At 73.2% G+C, this 16,886-nt stretch carries 18 protein-coding genes; 2 read left to right on the top strand and 16 right to left on the bottom strand.

Annotation, left to right across the window (positions count from 1 at the left end):
- Positions 1–513 precede the first annotated feature (513 nt).
- A complete protein-coding gene (locus AC3EUJ_RS14675) occupies positions 514–936 on the top strand; it encodes a hypothetical protein (RefSeq protein WP_431961638.1) in 423 nt (140 codons plus the stop codon).
- Positions 937–1,581: 645 nt separating this feature from the next.
- Entirely contained in the window at positions 1,582–3,156 is a 1,575-nt protein-coding gene (locus AC3EUJ_RS14670) for an MFS transporter (protein ID WP_431961637.1), read from the top strand.
- Positions 3,157–3,178: 22 nt separating this feature from the next.
- Here AC3EUJ_RS14670 and AC3EUJ_RS14665 read toward each other — a convergent pair whose 3' ends face one another.
- The 16 genes from AC3EUJ_RS14665 to AC3EUJ_RS14590 form a co-directional block, all read right to left on the bottom strand.
- Positions 3,179–3,640: a DUF5709 domain-containing protein gene (locus AC3EUJ_RS14665; RefSeq protein WP_431961636.1), complete on the bottom strand. Its 462-nt coding sequence runs from the start codon at positions 3,638–3,640 to the stop codon at positions 3,179–3,181.
- 247 nt (positions 3,641–3,887) lie between these two features.
- Complete coding sequence (locus AC3EUJ_RS14660) at positions 3,888–4,313, bottom strand: hypothetical protein (RefSeq protein ID WP_431961635.1); 426 nt, start codon at positions 4,311–4,313, stop codon at positions 3,888–3,890.
- A 307-nt stretch (positions 4,314–4,620) separates the two neighbouring features.
- Complete coding sequence (locus AC3EUJ_RS14655; RefSeq protein ID WP_431961634.1) at positions 4,621–4,878, bottom strand: hypothetical protein; 258 nt, start codon at positions 4,876–4,878, stop codon at positions 4,621–4,623.
- A gap of 95 nt (positions 4,879–4,973) precedes the next feature.
- Entirely contained in the window at positions 4,974–5,963 is a 990-nt protein-coding gene (gene hypE, locus AC3EUJ_RS14650) for a hydrogenase expression/formation protein HypE (protein WP_431961667.1), read from the bottom strand.
- Between the two features lie 79 nt (positions 5,964–6,042).
- Positions 6,043–7,167, bottom strand: a complete 1,125-nt coding sequence (hypD, locus tag AC3EUJ_RS14645; protein WP_431961633.1) for a hydrogenase formation protein HypD — start codon at positions 7,165–7,167, stop codon at positions 6,043–6,045.
- A complete protein-coding gene (locus AC3EUJ_RS14640) occupies positions 7,164–7,463 on the bottom strand; it encodes a HypC/HybG/HupF family hydrogenase formation chaperone (protein ID WP_431961632.1) in 300 nt (99 codons plus the stop codon). Before AC3EUJ_RS14640 ends, hypD begins: the two co-directional genes overlap by 4 nt.
- Positions 7,463–9,835 (bottom strand): carbamoyltransferase HypF, encoded by a 2,373-nt coding sequence (hypF, locus tag AC3EUJ_RS14635; protein WP_431961631.1) that lies wholly within the window; start codon positions 9,833–9,835, stop codon positions 7,463–7,465. The genes AC3EUJ_RS14640 and hypF overlap by 1 nt, the downstream gene beginning before the upstream one ends.
- On the bottom strand, positions 9,835–10,632 hold the full coding sequence (gene hypB / locus AC3EUJ_RS14630; protein WP_431961630.1) for a hydrogenase nickel incorporation protein HypB: 798 nt from the start codon (positions 10,630–10,632) through the stop codon (positions 9,835–9,837). The genes hypF and hypB overlap by 1 nt, the downstream gene beginning before the upstream one ends.
- 5 nt (positions 10,633–10,637) lie before the next feature.
- Positions 10,638–11,036 (bottom strand): hydrogenase maturation nickel metallochaperone HypA/HybF, encoded by a 399-nt coding sequence (locus AC3EUJ_RS14625; RefSeq protein WP_431961629.1) that lies wholly within the window; start codon positions 11,034–11,036, stop codon positions 10,638–10,640.
- 173 nt (positions 11,037–11,209) lie between these two features.
- Positions 11,210–11,314 (bottom strand): DUF6893 family small protein, encoded by a 105-nt coding sequence (locus AC3EUJ_RS14620; RefSeq protein ID WP_431961628.1) that lies wholly within the window; start codon positions 11,312–11,314, stop codon positions 11,210–11,212.
- Between the two features lie 52 nt (positions 11,315–11,366).
- A complete protein-coding gene (locus AC3EUJ_RS14615) occupies positions 11,367–11,885 on the bottom strand; it encodes a hydrogenase maturation protease (RefSeq protein WP_431961627.1) in 519 nt (172 codons plus the stop codon).
- On the bottom strand, positions 11,882–13,246 hold the full coding sequence (locus AC3EUJ_RS14610) for a hypothetical protein (protein ID WP_431961626.1): 1,365 nt from the start codon (positions 13,244–13,246) through the stop codon (positions 11,882–11,884). The genes AC3EUJ_RS14615 and AC3EUJ_RS14610 overlap by 4 nt, the downstream gene beginning before the upstream one ends.
- Positions 13,243–13,890 carry a DUF6084 family protein gene (locus AC3EUJ_RS14605; protein WP_431961625.1) on the bottom strand — a complete coding sequence of 216 codons (648 nt, stop codon included), beginning with the start codon at positions 13,888–13,890 and terminating at the stop codon, positions 13,243–13,245. Before AC3EUJ_RS14605 ends, AC3EUJ_RS14610 begins: the two co-directional genes overlap by 4 nt.
- Entirely contained in the window at positions 13,887–14,534 is a 648-nt protein-coding gene (locus tag AC3EUJ_RS14600; protein ID WP_431961624.1) for a DUF5947 family protein, read from the bottom strand. The genes AC3EUJ_RS14605 and AC3EUJ_RS14600 overlap by 4 nt, the downstream gene beginning before the upstream one ends.
- Complete coding sequence (locus AC3EUJ_RS14595; RefSeq protein ID WP_431961623.1) at positions 14,531–15,052, bottom strand: hypothetical protein; 522 nt, start codon at positions 15,050–15,052, stop codon at positions 14,531–14,533. Before AC3EUJ_RS14595 ends, AC3EUJ_RS14600 begins: the two co-directional genes overlap by 4 nt.
- Positions 15,049–16,833 (bottom strand): nickel-dependent hydrogenase large subunit, encoded by a 1,785-nt coding sequence (locus tag AC3EUJ_RS14590; RefSeq protein WP_431961622.1) that lies wholly within the window; start codon positions 16,831–16,833, stop codon positions 15,049–15,051. Before AC3EUJ_RS14590 ends, AC3EUJ_RS14595 begins: the two co-directional genes overlap by 4 nt.
- Positions 16,834–16,886 lie beyond the last annotated feature (53 nt).

Below are 16,886 nucleotides of genomic sequence, written 5' to 3'. Positions count from 1 at the left end.
AACGGGACGCTGTGCCTCGCTCCCGGCGCCCGCGCCGGGAAAAGGTGCGGACGCGGCCCGGCGGACCGCGATCTCCGGAATCGAGACTGCTGGACCCGGTGCCGCGAGGCCCGGCGGCGCATGAGCACTTCACCTGCGAAGGCGAGCGCGGCCTCCGGGTCGTTCGGCAGTCGTCGAACTTTGTCTGCGACCATACCCCCGCATAACAGTGGCCGGAAAAGGTGTGCGGGTGGCAAGAGTCACGCATCGGATTCGGAATTCGCGTGACACCGTGTGTTTCTCCACGGTGAGAGCACCGTCACGCTCTCGTGAAACGCCGGCACCGGAGCCCGCCGTGTTAGCTTGTTCGCCGTACGTCGAACATTCGCTGCTCGTCGTACCGGGCAGGGCCCGACCCCGTCGGGAACACAGCTCGGAGTCCTTTCCGGCCCTGCCCTGTCACCACACCGCGCTCCGCAGGCTGTCCGCCCCCGTGAGCTGCCGCGGAACCCAACACGAAGCTGAGGAACGGCTATGAGTGCCATCACCGATGACATGCGGGAGTTCATCTCGCGCGTCGTGCACGACGGAAGCAACTACCGCATGGACGCCATGGAGGAGCTCTACACGGACGACATGGCGATCCTGTTCCCGACCCGGGAGGGCACCATCGCGGCCGCCCCTCGCAAAGAGGTCTTCGCGGAGTTCGCCGCCCGCGGTGAGGCGGGCGAGGCGCCCCTGTCCACCGAGTACGAGATCCTGCACGCCGAGGACCAGGGCGAGTACGCGACGGCGCTGCTCTACCGTCGCATGAGCGACACCGCCGCGCCCTTCCTCTACGAGTTGCGCCTGAAGCGGGGCGGTGCCCACGGCTGGCTCGTCGCCGGAGAGACCGTGACCCCGTGGCCCGCACCGGAGAGCGCGGGCGCCTTCCTTCCGCCGCGGCAGGCCGCCTGAGGGCGACTGCCCGCCAGGGTCCCCGCCGCCGGGCGACTCTCGTCTCGGTCGCGGTGTCCCGCCGGGATCACGTGAGTCGCCCGGCGGGCGCAGGCTGGTGGCGCGCGGCGGCGAGGTCGGCGGCCGCCGCCACGATGCGCCGCGGCACTCCGGGTGTCCAGGTCGGCACTGACCGCGCCGACCGCGTCCAGCAGGTGCCGCAGCCGGTGCCGGTCCAGAGCGCGCTGCGGCGACCGCACGGCCACGCCGCCCCCGGCCTGGCCCCGGCCCCGCTTCGGCCGGGGGCTGTGTGCCATGGTGCTTCCTCACGGCGCCGGCGGGCCCCTTCGTCACATCACCCGACCCTTTCCCACTACGCTCACCCGGCCGGGAGCACCGGCACCGGTGCCGCACCGGCCGCCCTGGCGCCGGCGCGGAGAGGGCACCTTCGAAGCGAGGACGCCGTACGCATCTGCCGGCCCGGCCGCGGCACGCCGGGGGCGCGGGTCAGGGGGAACACGTTGGCCCGCGCCCGTACCCCTCGGTCCGGGTGTGCGCCGACGGGGCACGGCGTGCGGACGCGCCCGGCTGTCACGCGGCGCCCCGCCCCCCGGAGTAGATTCGGTGAGGACCCGCGGGGGACGGCGGGGGATGGCGGAGGCTGCGATGACGGAAGCCGCGAGCGCGACGGACCGGGCCGGGACGCTGACGCTGGGCGGGGCGAGCGGGCGATGGGTCCTCTCGGCGGTGGTCCTGGGATCGGGCATGACCCTTCTCGACGGCACCGTCGTCAACGTCGCCCTCCCGACGATCGGCAAGGACCTCGACGCCACGCTCGCCGGCCTCCAGTGGACGATCAACGCCTACACCCTCACTCTTGCCGCGCTCATCCTGCTGGGAGGCTCGCTCGGCGACCGCTTCGGGCGGCGCAAGATCTTCATGATCGGCACGGTCTGGTTCGCGCTGGCCTCCCTGCTGTGCGGCATCGCCCCCGGTATCGAGCTGCTGATCGGCGCCCGCGCCCTGCAGGGCGTCGGTGGGGCGCTGCTCACCCCCGGCTCGCTGGCCCTGATCCAGGCGTCCTTCGCGTCCCAGGACCGGGCCCGGGCGATCGGCGTGTGGTCGGGCCTCGGTGGCATCGCGGGGGCGCTTGGGCCGCTGCTCGGCGGCTGGCTGGTCGACGCCGTCAGCTGGCGCTGGGTGTTCTTCATCAACCTCCCGCTCGCCGCCCTGGTCATCGCCGTCGCCGCCCGGCACGTCCCGGAGAGCCGCGACGAGAGCGTCACCGGAGGCTTCGACGTCGCGGGCGCGGTGCTCGGCGCGGTCGGCCTCGCCGGGGTCACCTACGCCCTGATCGCCGCCGGGGGAAGTCACCCGGACATCGCGGCCGTCTGCGTTTCGGGCGTCGTGGGCCTGGCCGCCTTCGCCGGGTTCGTGGTGACCGAGCGGCGCAGCGCACACCCGATGCTGCCGCCGCGGCTCTTCTCGAACCGCCAGTTCACCGCCGCGAACCTGGTCACCTTCGCGGTCTACGCGGCGCTCGGCGGCGTGTTCTTCTTCCTCGTACTGGAGCTGCAGACCGAGTCCGGGTACTCCCCCCTGGCCTCCGGGACGGCGCTGCTGCCCGTCACCGTCATCATGCTGGCGCTATCGGAGCGCGCGGGCCGGCTCGCCGAGCGCATCGGGCCGCGCATCCCCATGACGGTGGGCCCGGCGATCTCCGCCGTCGGCCTGCTGCTGATGCTGCGGATCGGCGCGGACGCCTCGTACGTCGCGGACGTCCTGCCCGCGGTGTGCGTCTTCGCCCTGGGCCTGGCGACCACGGTCGCCCCGCTCACCGCCACCGTCCTGGGCGCCGCCGACGTACGGCTCGCGGGCACCGCCTCCGGCGTGAACAACGCCGTGGCGCGTGCGGCGGGCCTGCTCGCGGTGGCGGCCCTGCCGCTGATGGCCGGGCTCTCCGGCGACGACTACGAGGACCCGGCCGCCTTCGGGCAGGGCTTCCGCATCGCCGTCGTGATCTGCGCCGGGATGCTGGCGGTGGGCTCGCTCCTGGCCTGGCTCGGCATCCGCTCCGATGTGCTCCGCGAGACCCTGGAAGAGCCGGTCAAGCCGGCCCCGCCGTGCAAGCACTACTGCGCCATCGGCGGCCCGCCCCTGCAGTGCGGTGTGCGGCCCGCGCCCGGGACGGCGGCCGGCGGTGGGCCCGGCACGCGCAAGGAACGCCCCCCGGCGGTGTGAGCCGCGCGAGCGGTGGGCGGGGTCAGTACTCCTCGGACTCGGGAACGAGATGCATCGCGGCCTCTTCGGCGGAGGCGGCCGCCCCGTCGATGCCGATGTCCTGGGCGACCATGCCATCGATGTCGTAGTGCGCGCCCTCGTCGGGGGCGACCAGCCGCCCGGCGCGCGGCCCGCCCACCTCGCCGTCGATCAGCTCCCCGTCGGTGTCCCAGGCGTCACCGATGCCGTCCCCCTCGGGGATCGGCAGGTCCGGGAGCTCCTCGGCCAGGCGTTCGTCGAGCGTCTCGCCCCGCAGGCGGCCCGCCGCGGTGGTGGCGGGCTTGTTCACCGCCCAGGGCCGCTCCGGCGGTGAGTAGCCCTCGTCGAGTATCTGGTCGACGCCGTGGTAGTCCAGAGTGTCCTCAGGCTCCAGCAGCCCGGCGTCGTCCTGCACCTCTGACCCGTCCGGCTGGTAGACCGCGTCACCCATCTCGTTCTCTCGCATGTCCGTCTCCTCGCTCACGCGCCGCCACCGCCTCGGCGCCGCCTCGCGGGCCGCGCGCCCCCTCTTTTCTCCACACTCTTCCGTCCGGACGCCGACCGCCACCCGGAAGCGTGAAAAAGATCGGTGCGAGAGCGTCTCCCGGACCTTCACCCGCGGTCCGGTGCCGGTGCCCCCCGCCGCCCCGGCCGCGCCACCGTCATCCCTCCCGGCGGCCGGGGCGGCGATCCGAAGATTCGTGCACCGGGGGTCAGCGTTTGGCGGACCGCCGGCCGACGGGACCGAAGTCGTCGCAGTCCAGGCCGGAGAACCCGTGAGCGAATCCGCGGACCACCCGGAAGGAGGCCTTGACCTGGATGCGCGGCGGGCACCGCAGCGTCACGGTGTACCAGCCCGGCCGGGTGTGCTTCGGCACCCGGAAGCTGCCGGCCAGCAGGCCGCCCCCGCCCAGGGGCAGCAGGTTGACCTGGCCGCCGGCTTCGGACTGGCCCTTGGAGTAGTTGGCGTCACGGCCGCAGGCCGTGGTCATGACCGTCAGCCGCATTCCGGGGACGGCGTAGTAGGGGGCGACCCACGCATCGGAGAAGTCGCTGGCGGAGGCAGAGCCTGTGGGAACAGTGAGACCGAAGACGGCCGCGGCCATGGCGACGCCGCCAAGTACGCGTGATGTAGGCATGAGGCAGCTCCAGGTCGAACGGACAGGGAGAGGAGCGGTTCCAGGGCGGTCGGCTCCACGCGGAGCAAAACAGGACCCCGTGGGGCCTGCCACTCGAAGGCGGCGCACACAGCGCCGAACGCGGCCCCACGCGGGCCGGGGCCGGCCGGTCACCGCAGGTCACACGCCATGTGCCCAGTCAACCGCGAAAGTGTCCCGGCCTACCCGCAAACAGGTGATGGAACGACAGATCTCTTGTGCAACAGGATTATTGACGGACAATCAAAAAGCCCGGGGCGATCACGCGTCCTTGTGGAGCCCGGTCGCCTCACGCAGCGCGGCTTTCGGCGTTCTTGAGGAGGGCGAGCAGCGGCAGGGTGACCGCCGTCGTCAGATCCGCGGCGGACAGCTGCCAGTTCAAGGGCGGCTGGAGGGCGTGGACGACGAGGAAGCCGGCCGCCGGGAGCAGGCAGACGCCGCAGAAGAGCGGCGACGCGGTGAAGTTGGACGCGGCGTCGGCGAGCCGCTCGAACCGGCCCCGTTCGTCTTTGTCGCCGCTCCGCTCGGCGGGATGCCGGAATGCCACGCCGTGCTCCCGGGGTGCTCGCCGAGATGCGGCGGTGCGGTGCGCGGGCCGTGCCCGGCCGGTCCGCGTCCGCGGGCCGGCCGGAGCCGGGGCGGTCAGCAGATGCGCGGCAGCTGCTCGCCCAGCGGCAGGTCCACCACGCGCGTCCCGCCCAGGCCCGTACGGGCGACGACCATGCCCGCGTGGTCCTGAACGCACTCGCCGATGACGGCCGCGCTCGCGCCCAGCGGATGGGCGCGCATCGCGGCCAGCACCTCCTCGGCGACCGCGCGGGGCACGAAGGCGACGAGCCTGCCCTCGTTGGCGACGTACATCGGGTCCAGCCCGAGCACCGCGCAGGCGTTGGCCACCGCGGGCGGCACGGGCACCGCCCGCTCCTGGAGGACGACACCGACCCCCGAGGCGGCTGCGATCTCGTTGAGGGCGGCCGCCAGACCGCCGCGAGTGGGGTCGCGCAGCACGTGCACGTCCGTCGTGACGCGCAGCACGGCCTCGACGAGCCCGCCGAGTGCCGCCGTGTCGCTTTCGATCTCGACCCCGAACTCCAGGCCCTCGCGCACGCTCATCACCGCGACGCCGTGCGCGCCGATCTCCCCGCTGACGATGACCACGTCGCCCGGTGCGGCACGCTGCGGGCGGATGTCGACGCCGTCCGGGATCAGCCCGATGCCCGCGGTGTTGACGTACAGCCCGTCGCCGTGACCGGCCTCGACGACCTTGGTGTCGCCGGTGACGACCTCTACCGCCGCGGTGCGCGCGGCCGCGCCGAGCGCCTCGGCGACCCGCGCCACCAGCGGCATCTCCACGCCCTCCTCCAGGATGAAGCCGCAGGAGAGATAGGCCGCCCTGGCCCCGCTCATCGCCAGGTCATTGACCGTGCCGTTGACGGCGAGGTCGCCGATGCTGCCGCCGGGGAAGAACAGCGGCCGCACCACGTAGGAGTCGGTGGAGAACGCCAGCCGGGCCCCGCCCAGCGTCACGGCCGCGGAGTCGGCGAGACCGGCCAGCACCTCGCCGCCGAAGGCGGGGGCGAAGACGTGCCGGACGAGTTCCGACGACAGCGTGCCTCCGCCGCCGTGGCCCATCACCACCCGCGGCTGGTCGCGCAGTGGCGCCGGACAGGTCCAGCCGGAGAAGTCCGGCGCGGCGAGGGTCTTGGCGATGTCAGCCAACGGGGCTCGCCTCCAGGGGTGCGCTGGTCCCGCCGAGCCGGCGGTAGAGGTAGTACGCGGCACAGGCCCCCTCGCTGGAGACCATCGTGGCGCCGAGCGGGGTGCGGGGCGTGCAGACACCGCCGAACGCCTCGCACTCGTGCGGCTTGATCAGGCCCTGCAGCACCTCGCCGCTGCGGCAGGCGGCCGGCTCCTTCGTGGTGATGCCGGTCACGGAGAACCGGTGCTCCGCGTCGTACTCCCGGTAGCGTTCCGACAGCCGCCAGCCGCTTGCGGGGATGACGCCGATGCCCCGCCAGGAGCGGTCGGTGACCTCGAAGACGTCCGCGAGCATCGCCTTGGCCGCCGGGTTGCCCTCGGGGCGCACGGCGCGCGGGTAGGCGTTCTCCACCCGGTACTCACCGCGCTCCAGTTGGTGCACCGCGCGGCGCACACCCTCCAGGATGTCCAGCGGCTCGAAGCCGGTGACGACGATGGGCACGCCGAAGCCCTCCGCCAGTTCCGGGTACTCCTCCGTCCCCATCACGCTGCACACGTGACCGGCCGCCAGGAACCCCTGCACACGGCAGTCGGAGGAGCGCATGATCGCCTCGATGGCCGGGGGGACGCGGACGTGGGACACCAGCAGGCTGAAGTTGGCGATGCCGAGCTTCCGCGCCTGGTGGACGGTCATCGCGTTGGGCGGGGCGGTGGTCTCGAAGCCGATGCCGAAGAAGACGACCTCGCGGTCAGGGTTCTCCCGGGCGATCCGCAGCGCGTCCAGCGGGGAGTAGACGACGCGTACGTCACCGCCCTCGCCGCGGACGCCGAAGAGGTCGCGCCCGGTGCCGGGGACGCGCAGCATGTCACCGAAGGAGCAGAAGATCACCCCGGGGCGGGAGGCGATCTCCAGTGCCTTGTCGATGACCTCCAGCGGGGTCACGCAGACCGGGCAGCCGGGGCCGTGGATGAGTTCCACCGCCTTCGGCAGGAGCTGGTCGATGCCGTGCCGGATGATGGTGTGGGTCTGGCCGCCGCACACCTCCATCAGCGCCCACGGCCTGGTCACCGTCGCGTGGATGTCGTCCAGCAGTCTCCGGGCCAGCTCCGGGTCCTGGAACTCGTCGATGTACTTCACCTGTTGTCCGCCTCCGCCGTCGTTGCCACCTCGGCGGCCGCCTGCTTCCAGGGGTCGCCGAACTCCTCCTCCAGCAGCCCGAGGTTCCCGAAGAGGGCGAGCGTCTGCCGCGCCGACTCCTCGTCGAGCCGTTGCAGCGCGAAGCCGACGTGGACGATGGCGTACTCGCCGACCCGCAGGTCGGGCAGGTACTCCAGGCACACGTCCTTCACCACGCCGCCGAAGTCGACGGTCGCCATCTTGGTGCCGTCACGTTCCTCGATCTCCAGCACCTTGCCGGGTACCGCCAGGCACATCAGCTGTCTCCTCGCTGTGGATGGTGGGGGAGGCCACGGGCGGCGACGACCAGCTGGCCGAGCGCCAGGCCTCCGTCGTTGGGCGGTACGAGCCGGTGGCGCAGCACCGTGAACCCGTCCGTGCGCAGGTCCCGTGCGCAGGCTGAGGACAGCAGCGCGTTGGCGAAGACGCCACCGCTCAGCGCCACCGTCGTGATGCCGTCGTGTTCCCGCACGGCGGCGCACACCCGCCGCACGAGGTCGGCCACCGCCCGGTGGAAGCGCCCCGAGATCACCCCGGCGGGCACGCCCGCGCCCAGGTCGGCGACGACGGCCGCCAGCACCGGGGCCGGGTCGCAGGCGGTCGCCCCGCCGGCGCCGGCGCGCAGCGCGAAGGAGTAGCCCTCGGCGGGCAGACCGCCCGCCGCCACGGCCGCGGCCTCCAACTCGACGGCGGCCTGTGCCTCGTACCCCGCCTCGTGGCACACCCCGGTCAGCGAGGCGACGGCGTCGAAGAGCCGGCCCATGCTGGAGGTCGGGACGCAGTGCAGCCCGCGCTCCAGCTGGGTGGCCAGCACGACCCGTTCGTCCTCCGGGCAGGCGGCCGTGCACGGCAGGTCCGGCGCCCAGGGAAGTCCGGCCGCCCACAGGTGCGCGAGCGCCATCCGGTACGGGCGGCGCACGGCCGCGTCCCCGCCGGGCAGCGGCACGTACGCCAGATGCGCGGGCCGCCGGAAGCCGTCGTAGCCGGCGAGCAGGAACTCGCCGCCCCACACCGCGCCGTCGTCGCCGTGGCCGGTGCCGTCGAAGGCGACGCCGATCACCGGGCGCGTCCCGTCCAGCCCCGCCTCGGCCATCGCCGCCGCGACGTGGGCGTGGTGGTGCTGCACCTGCCGCAGCGGCCGGTCGCCCGCGGATCGCCGCGCCCAGCCGACCGAGCGGTAGCCGGGGTGCCGGTCCGCGGCCAGCAGCACGGGCCTGACCCCGGTGATCGCCTCCAACTGCCGTTCGGCGTCGGTGAAGGCCGTCAGGGTCGCCAGGTCGTCCATGTCGCCGACGTGGGCCGACAGCCAGGCGTGCCGGCCCTCGCCCACGCAGAAGGTGTTCTTCAGGTCGCCTCCCACGGCCAGTGCCGGCGCCACCGGCACGGGCAGCGGCACCGGGAACGGCGCGTAGCCGCGCGAGCGCCGCACGGGCAGTTCCTCGCCGTCGCAGATCCGCACCACCGAGTCGTCGCACGGCACATGGATGGGCCGGTCGTGCGTCAGCCACGCGTCGGCCAGGCCCGCCAGCCGCTCCAGCGCCTGCTCGTCGTCGGTGACGATGGGCTCACCGCCCAGGTTGCCGCTGGTCATCACCAGCAGCCGCGGTCCCGGGGGATCGCACGGCAGCCCCAGCAGCAGATGGTGGAGCGGCGTGTACGGCAGCATCACCCCGAGGTCGGCCACCCGCGGTGCCACCGCCTCCGCCACCTCACGCACCCCCGGCCGCCGCCGCAGCAGCACGATCGGCCGGCGGGTGCCGGTGAGCAACGCCCGCTCCGCTCGGCCGAGGTGGGCCAGCCGTTCGACGTCCGCGAGGTCCCGCGCCATCAGGGCGAACGGCTTGTCGCCGCGGTCCTTGCGGGTGCGCAGCAGTCGTACGCTCTCCTCGTTGCCCGCGTCGCAGGCCAGGTGGTAGCCGCCCAGGCCCTTCACCGCGACGACCGCGCCCGCCGCCAGCAGCCGCCGTGCCAGCGCGACCGGTTCGCCCTCCTGCCCCGCGCCGCCGACCCCGTCCGCGCCGGGCAGGACCAGCCGCAGCCGGGGACCGCAGTCGTGGCAGGAGACCGGCTGCGCGTGGAAGCGGCGGTCGGCGGGATCCTCGTACTCGGCCCGGCACTTCGCGCACATCGGGAAGCCGGCCATCGTGGTGTTGGGGCGGTCGTACGGCAGGCCGGTGACGATGGTGAAGCGCGGCCCGCAGTGCGTGCAGGTGATGAACGGGTGCCGGTGGCGGCGGTCCGCGGGGTCGCGCAGCTCGGCCAGGCACGCCTCGCAGGTGGCCGTGTCGGGGGAGACCAGGGTGCGGGAGGCCGCGCCGCCGGGACGCGAGGGGCTGATGGTGAAGTCCGTGCCGCCCGCGAGGGGGACGGGACGGTGGGACACCGACTCCACCACCGCCAGCGGCGGCGCCTCGGAGCCGATCCGGTCACAGAAGGCCGCGACCGCGCCGGGAGCGCCCTCGACCTCGGCGACCACCCCGTCGCCGGTGTTGCCGACATGGCCCGCGAGCCCCAGCTCACGGGCCAGGCCGAACACGAACGGCCGGAAGCCGACCCCCTGCACGACCCCCCGGACCAGCACCTGGCGGCGCTGCGCGGTCCGGGCCGCGGGCCCCGGCTGACCCGGCATCAGTGTGTGTGGCCCACGGAGTGGGTGTCCCCGGCGCCGTCCTCGCGCGGGTCCGGGTGCGGGTGCGTATGTCCGTGCCCGTGTGGGTGCGGGTTTCCGTGGTCCACGGCGGTGCGCGCCATCACCGGGCGGTGCACCGCGGCGCCCGCGTGCACGGCCAGCGCCCGCTCGAGCAGCACACCCGCGCCCTCACCGTCCCGCGAGGACGTGACGACCACCTCCACACCCGGGTTGACCTGGGCGACGGCCGCGAGGAAGGCCGGCTCGTCGAAACCGACCGCCTGGGCGATGTCGTGCTTGGTCACGACCACCAGATGCGCCAGGCCGAAGGCCGTAGGGTACTTCAGCGGTTTGTCCTCGCCCTCGGTGACCGAGGCCAACACCACGCGGAGCGACTCGCCGAGGTCGTACGAGGCGGGGCAGACGAGGTTGCCGACGTTCTCCACGAACAGCAGGTGCGTGCCCTCCGGCAGCCACGAGTCGACGTGCGAGCGCACCATCGCAGACTCCAGATGGCACAGCCCGTCGGTGAGCACCTGCCGCACCGGGGCACCGGAGCGGGCCAGCCGGGTCGCGTCGTTCTCGGTGGCCAGGTCGGCGGTGAGCGCCGCCACCGGCACCCCGCGCAGCCGGGCCAGCCCCAGTTCCGACTCGAGCAGCGCGGTCTTGCCGCTGCCCGGGCTCGACAGCAGGTTCACCATGACGGTTCCGCGCGCGACGAGCTCCTCCCGCAGGTCCTGTGCGCCGCGGTCGTTCCTGGCGAGTACGGACTGTCGCAGATCGGTCACTTTGCACATGGCGCTCAGCGCTCCTCGGGGAATGTGGCGGCCGGCCGGCGCTGCTCGGCCCACCGCACCTCGGTGATCCGCAGCTCACGTCCGGACAGCAGCTCCGTCGCCGCGCTGTCACAGCCGGGACAGCTCAGCCGCGGTGGCATGCCGGTGGGCCAGTCCCGCACGCAGCGCGCGCAGCGGGCCCGGCCCGGGACGGTCTCGGTGATGAGGGCCGCGCCCTCCAGTACGGTGCCGGCGCAGGCGAGGTCGAAGCTGAAGGCGAGGGCGTCCGCCACGACACCGGCGAGTTCGCCGACCTCCAGGTGGACGGACTGCGCCGAGGGCGCCGCCTCGGTGCCGTCCGCGAGCCGGGCGGCGGCCTCCTCGACCTGCTCCACCACCGCCATTGCGATGGACATCTCGTGCATCGGTCTCTTCTCCGGTGTGCGGGTGCCGGCCGGACCCGGCTGCCGGTGAGCCCGGTGAGCCCGGTGAGCCCGGTGGGCGGTGCCGGCGGCTCACGCGGCTCCATTGAAGGCCCGGCGCCCGGGGCGGGCGGCCCGCCACGCCGCCGGGCCCGTGACGGCCTACCCGTTCGGCCTCACATGGACCGGATGTGCATGTAGCGCTTCACGTCGGGCAGGACGCGGGACATGGCGAGGGCGGCCACGGCCGCGCCCACCGCGCTGAGGGCGATCTTCCACATGGCGGGGTGCTCCTTTCTGCTCGTTGCTGCGCTGTGCGGCGGCGGCGGGCCGTCAGGCCACCGCGTGCGGGTCCGAGGGCCGGTCGCACTCCTCGCCGACGACCCGCAGCACCAGGCGCACGGCCTTGTCCACGGCGGCGGCCACGGGAGCGCTCAGACCGATGCCCTCCTCCAGGCAGGCCGGCTCGCAGCCGACCACCAGGACCCGGGAGGGTTTGGGGGATCCCGTTCCGGCGCTGAGGGTGTCGAGCAGTGCCAGCACGCTGTCCGGGGTCATCCGGTGCCCGTCGACGAGGGACTCGCCGGGGCCGTCGGTGCCGGGTGGCGGCGCCTCGATGAGGTGCAGCGTGCCGGGGGGGCCACCGCGTGCGACGGCGTCCACGAGGACCACGCTGCGGTACCCGTCGAGGAGCTGGTACGCCAGGTGCACGCCCCGTACGCCGGTGTCGGTGACGTGGACGCCGTCGGGCAGCTGGTGCCCGGACAGCCGCCGCACCACCTCGACGCCGAAGCCGTCGTCGCCCAGGAAGATGTTGCCGATGCCGGCGACCAGCACGCCTCCGGTGCTCACGCGTCCTCCACAGGGGCGAGCTCGTCGGGCTGGAAGTACAGGAAGCGGCCCTGTTCGCGGCGGATGTCCGCGCCGGGGTCGCCGTCGACGGTGACCGCGAGGTGCACTCCGCCGTCCACGTCGTGCAGCACCGCCTCCACCTGGGCGCTGCGCCCGTGCAGGAACAGGTCCTGCGCGTCGGTGCGCCGCGATCCCGGGCGCAGGACGACCCGGCTGCCGGCGGCCACCCAGGTGCCGCAGACCAGGACGCGGTCCCGGACCGGGTCGACGCAGGCGTCGGCGCCCGGGTCCCACCAGGGGGTCCCGGGGACCGCGGCGGGCTCGGCCCGCGGCCCGGTGACCTCGCGCAGCGCGCGCACCGCGCCGTGCAGTCGCTCCATCACCTCCGGCGGCATGGAATCGGCCAGGTCGATCACCGCGGCGGCCCGGTCGTCCGTGCCGCGTGCCTGCCGCTTCTCCTCGTCGGTGAGGGCGGCGGTGCGCAGTGCCAGGATCTCGTCGATCTCGGTGGCGTCGTAGAGCGCGCCCGGGCTCTCCGGGGCGATCCGCGGATGGTCCTCCAGGATGATGGGGGAGGAGAGCACCACGTTCGCCGCGGCGTGGTCGCCCGCCAGCACCGGCCAGGTGTTCTCGTTGCGGCACTCGGCGACGGCGGCCTTCGCCCACTCCGGCGGGTCCGTCATCGACACGAAATAGCCGGCGGTCAGGCCGAGCATGAGGTGGGCCGAGACCAGCGCGTGCGGCAGCGCCTCCTCCCGGTCCGAGACCAGGGCGCACCCGGTGTTCTCCGCGACGGCGGTGAGCCTCAGCACCCGGTAGGGCCCCGGCAGTTCCTCCGCGGACAGGCGCAGGACGCCTTCGACGCGGGCCCGGCGGCGCGTCACGCGCCCGACGGTGGCGCCGTCCTCCCCCGGGACGATCTCCGTCTCCTCCGTCGCGGGGACGGTGAACGGCAGGACGACGTCCTCGGCGGTCAGCGCCGCGACGTCGACGGACACCTCGACGCGTTCCTCCACGCCCTCGTCCCACGGAACCAGCACCCGGTCCGGCAGCCGGAGTTCGTCGGTGGGTTCGAACCCGCCGTCGCTCAGGGCCCGTTCCACCGTGCGCCGCTGGGCGTGCAGGAAGCGCAGCTCCGCGTGGAGCGCGGCGTCCGCGCGCGGCTCCATGAGGATCTCGGTGCGCTGCAGGAAGGGTTCGCCGGACGTGGCCGCCCACATCGGGGGCACGAGCACCCCGAACTGCCAGCGCATCCGGTTCTTCGCCGAGGACGCCCGGTACGGATAGAGCACGTAGCCCTCGAACAGGACGGCGTCGGCGGCCTGACGCGCGGTCGCGAAACGTTCCGTGGCGGCCGTCACCGGGCACCCCCGGCCGGTGCGCCGGCGCCGGCGAGCAGGGCCTCGACGGTCGCCTCCCACGAGGGCAGCGCGTGCGCGCTGCGGAAGGACCGCAGCGACTCCAGCGCCGTACGCGGCAGCCGGATCCAGCCGCAGCCCGGGAAGTGGGCGTCGATGGTCTCGCGCCACACCGCCATCGGCATGCGGCACACGGCCTCCTTGTCCCAGGGCACCGGCCGCACCTGGAAGCCGCCGGGGCCGACGAAGGCGGTGCCGGAGAAGAGCAGCAGCAGCGGCGCCTCACCGTCCGCCAGGGCCTCGAAGTACTTCGTCGAGGCGACGTCCATGTCGTAGGTGCACGGCACCGGCAGATCCACCTCGGTCTCGTCGGTGAAGCCCGGCACCATCAACGACACCTGCGCGAACTGCAGCGGCTGCAGGGTGGTGCCCCACCGCGCGCGCTCGCCGAACAGGTCGCGAAGGCCCCGCGCCTCCCCGTCGCCGTACGTCCGCTGCGCCGGCTCGATGCGCAACTGGCAGCGCAGCGCGAGGGCGTGCACCCGCTCCCCGCCGGGGGCGGTGATCCGCAGCCGGAAGACCAGCGTCGGTCCTGCGGCGTACGGATCGGCCCGTACGCCCGTGCAGCCGAAGTCCAGCTCGGTCACGTCGGCAACCCCTCCCGCGGCGCCGGTGCGGCCCGCTGTCGTACGTCGTCGAAGAAGGCGGCCAGTTCGGCGCGGGCGCCGGAACCGCCGTCGAATCCCTGCCAGTTCAGGCGCAGCCGGCCCACCAGTTCGTAGGCGCGGTCGACCGGGAGGAGGAAGCACTCGCCGCCGGCGCCCCCAGCGCCGTCCCTGCGGACCAGCAGCGCCTCCACGTCCGGCCGCAGCACGCCGGCCAGGGGCGAGTGGCCGAACACGGTCCGCCAGGTGCCGGGATCGACCTCGCTCTCGGTGGCGCCGGCCGGGCTCGGGTAGAGGACCACGGGCCGGTCGAGCGCCGAGTTGTGGAAGAAGAAGGCGACCGAGACGGGGATGCGCAGCCTTTGCCAGGAGGCCGCGTCGGGCACCGAGCCCGGGTCGCTCAGCACCCGGTCGGGCACCGAGGCGAAGCGTCCGCCGCCCGCGCCGGGCCGTTCGAAGAGCAGCGCGCACGGCACGCAGGCGCAGGTCAGCGCGCGCTTGCCGGTGTCGACCAGGTGCCGGTGGGGGCCCGTCAGGTCCACTCCGCACAGCTCGCAGCGTTCGACCGCGGGCTGGCGGGGCGCCACGAAACGGCGCAGTCCGCCCCCGGCGGTCTGCGGGCTCACGGCGCCTCCGGCGGGCGGTTGCCGATCTGCAGCAGCGCGGGCTCGCCCGCGGCCGGACCCGAGCGCGGCATCTCGACCACCGCCACCTCCGGGGCGAAGCAGGACAGCGCGGCCTCGATGCGCTCCCGGGTGGCGTCCATGGTGCTGGGGCAGCCGCAGCCGCCGTCCTCGCGGGCGCTCAGCCGCAGCGTGCCGGTCTCGGGGTCGAAGTGCTCGATGCCCACCGTCGCCCCGGCGCGTGCCGCCTCCACGGCGCGCCCGACCCGGGTCAGGGTGTCCTCGGGGTGCAGGTCGTGGAGGGTCAGCAGGCCCGCCACCATCTCGTCGGCCATCAGCACGGCGAGCGGGTCGGTCGAGCTGTTCTTCAGCAAAGTGACCGCGCGGGTCAGGCCCGCGCCGTAGAACTCCATGAGGGTGCGCACCAGTTCCTCGGCCGCGCGCGCCGTCTCGCCGTCGCCTGAGGCCGCGAACGCGTCGAGGATCTCCTCGACGCGCCGCGCCGTCTGCTCGGCGCTCATCCCGCCATTCCGCTCAGGCCGGTGGGCACGTGCAGCTTCTCCACGGTGCGCCCGCCGCCGACGTACATGTGCACGCCGCACGGCAGACAGGGGTCGAAGCTGCGCACGGCCCGCATGATGTCGATGCCCTTGAAGTTCTCCGGGGAGTTCTCCTCGAAGATCGGGGTGTTCTGCACCGCGTCCTCGTACGGGCCCGGGGTGCCGTAGGTGTCGCGCACGCTGGCGTTCCACGGGGTCGGCGGGTACGGGTGGTAGTTGGCGATCTTGCCGTCGCGGATGACCATGTGGTGCGAGAGCACGCCGCGCACCGCCTCGGTGAAGCCCACGCCGATGCTCTCGTCCGGCACCTCGAACTTCTCCCATGTCTGGGTGCGGCCCGCGCGCACCTCCTCCAGCCCCATCTCGGCGAAGTGCAGGGCGCAGGCGGCGGCGTAGGCCTGGAAGTAGGTGCGGGCCCGGTTGCGCTCCAGGGCGTTGCTCCACTGCGGGATCTTCCACTCGAGGGTGGTCTCCGGCTTGGTGAGCGTCTTGGGCAGGTTGATCACCACGCTGTGCCCGGTGGCCTTCACATAGCCCAGGTCGACCAGGCCGTTGAGCGCGGTGGACCACAGACGGGCGAGCGGGCCGCCACCGGTGTCCAGCGCCAGGTGGTCCTTGCCGTCGAACCAGCGCGGGGACATCACCCAGCTGTACTTGTCGCCGAAGTCACGCTTCTGGGGCGCGGGGATGGTGTGCTGGTTCCACGGGTGGCGCGGGTCGACGGGGTTGCCGAGCGGGTCGTGCGTGACGAACTGCTGCAGGCCCTCCCAGTCCTGGTAGTAGGAGCTGCCCAGGAGGATGCGGATGCCCAGGTTGATCTGCGTCAGGTCGTTGGTGACCAGCTTCCCGTCCACGACGATGCCGGGGGAGACGAACATCTTGCGTCCCCAGTCGGTCATGTTGGCGTACGTGAAGTCGCAGTGCTCCGGGTCGTTGAACGCGCCCCAGCAGCCGAGCATGACGCGGCGGCGGCCGACCTCCTCGTAGCCGGGCATGGCCTGGTAGAAGAAGTCGAAGAGGTCGTCGTGGAGCGGCACGACGCGCTTCATGAACTCCACGTAGCGCATCAGCCGGGTGAGGTAGTCGGTGAACAACTGCACCGACGCGATGGTGCCGACACCGCCCGCGTAAAGGGTGGAGGGGTGGACGTGCCGGCCCTCCATCAGGCAGAACATCTCCCGGGTGTACCGGCTGACCTGCAGCGCCTCGCGGTAGAACTCACCCTCGAGCGGGTTGAGCGAGCGCATGATGTCGCCGATGGTGCGGTAGCCGTGCTCGGCGGCGTGCGGGGCCTCGGTGCGGTCGGCCTGGTCCATGACGCCCGGGTTGGTCTCGCGGACCATCTTCTCGCAGTAGTCGACCCCGACCAGGTTCTCCTGGAAGATGTTGTGGTCGAACATGAACTCCGCGGCCTCGCCGAGGTTGATGATCCACTCCCCGAGGTGCGGCGGCTTCACCCCGTACGCCATGTTCTGCGTGTAGACCGAGCAGGTGGCGTGGTTGTCGCCGCAGATGCCGCAGATCCGGCTGGTGATGAAGTGCGCGTCGCGGGGGTCCTTGCCCCGCATGAAGACGCTGTAGCCGCGGAAGACCGACGAGGTGCTGTAGCACTCCGCGACGCGCTTCTGCTTGAAGTCGATCTTCGTGTGGATGCCGAGGCTGCCCACGATCCGGGTGATCGGATCCCAGGACATCTCCATCAGGCCACTGCCGTCTCCGGCCGTCTTCGTCTTCGGAGCCATGGTGTGTGCGTGCCCTTCGTCAAGCGGGGAGGTGGGGGTCAGTGGCCGGGCCG

It is taken from the genome of Actinacidiphila sp. bgisy160, from assembly GCF_057707815.1.
This window is presented reverse-complemented; position numbering and strand designations above follow the sequence as displayed.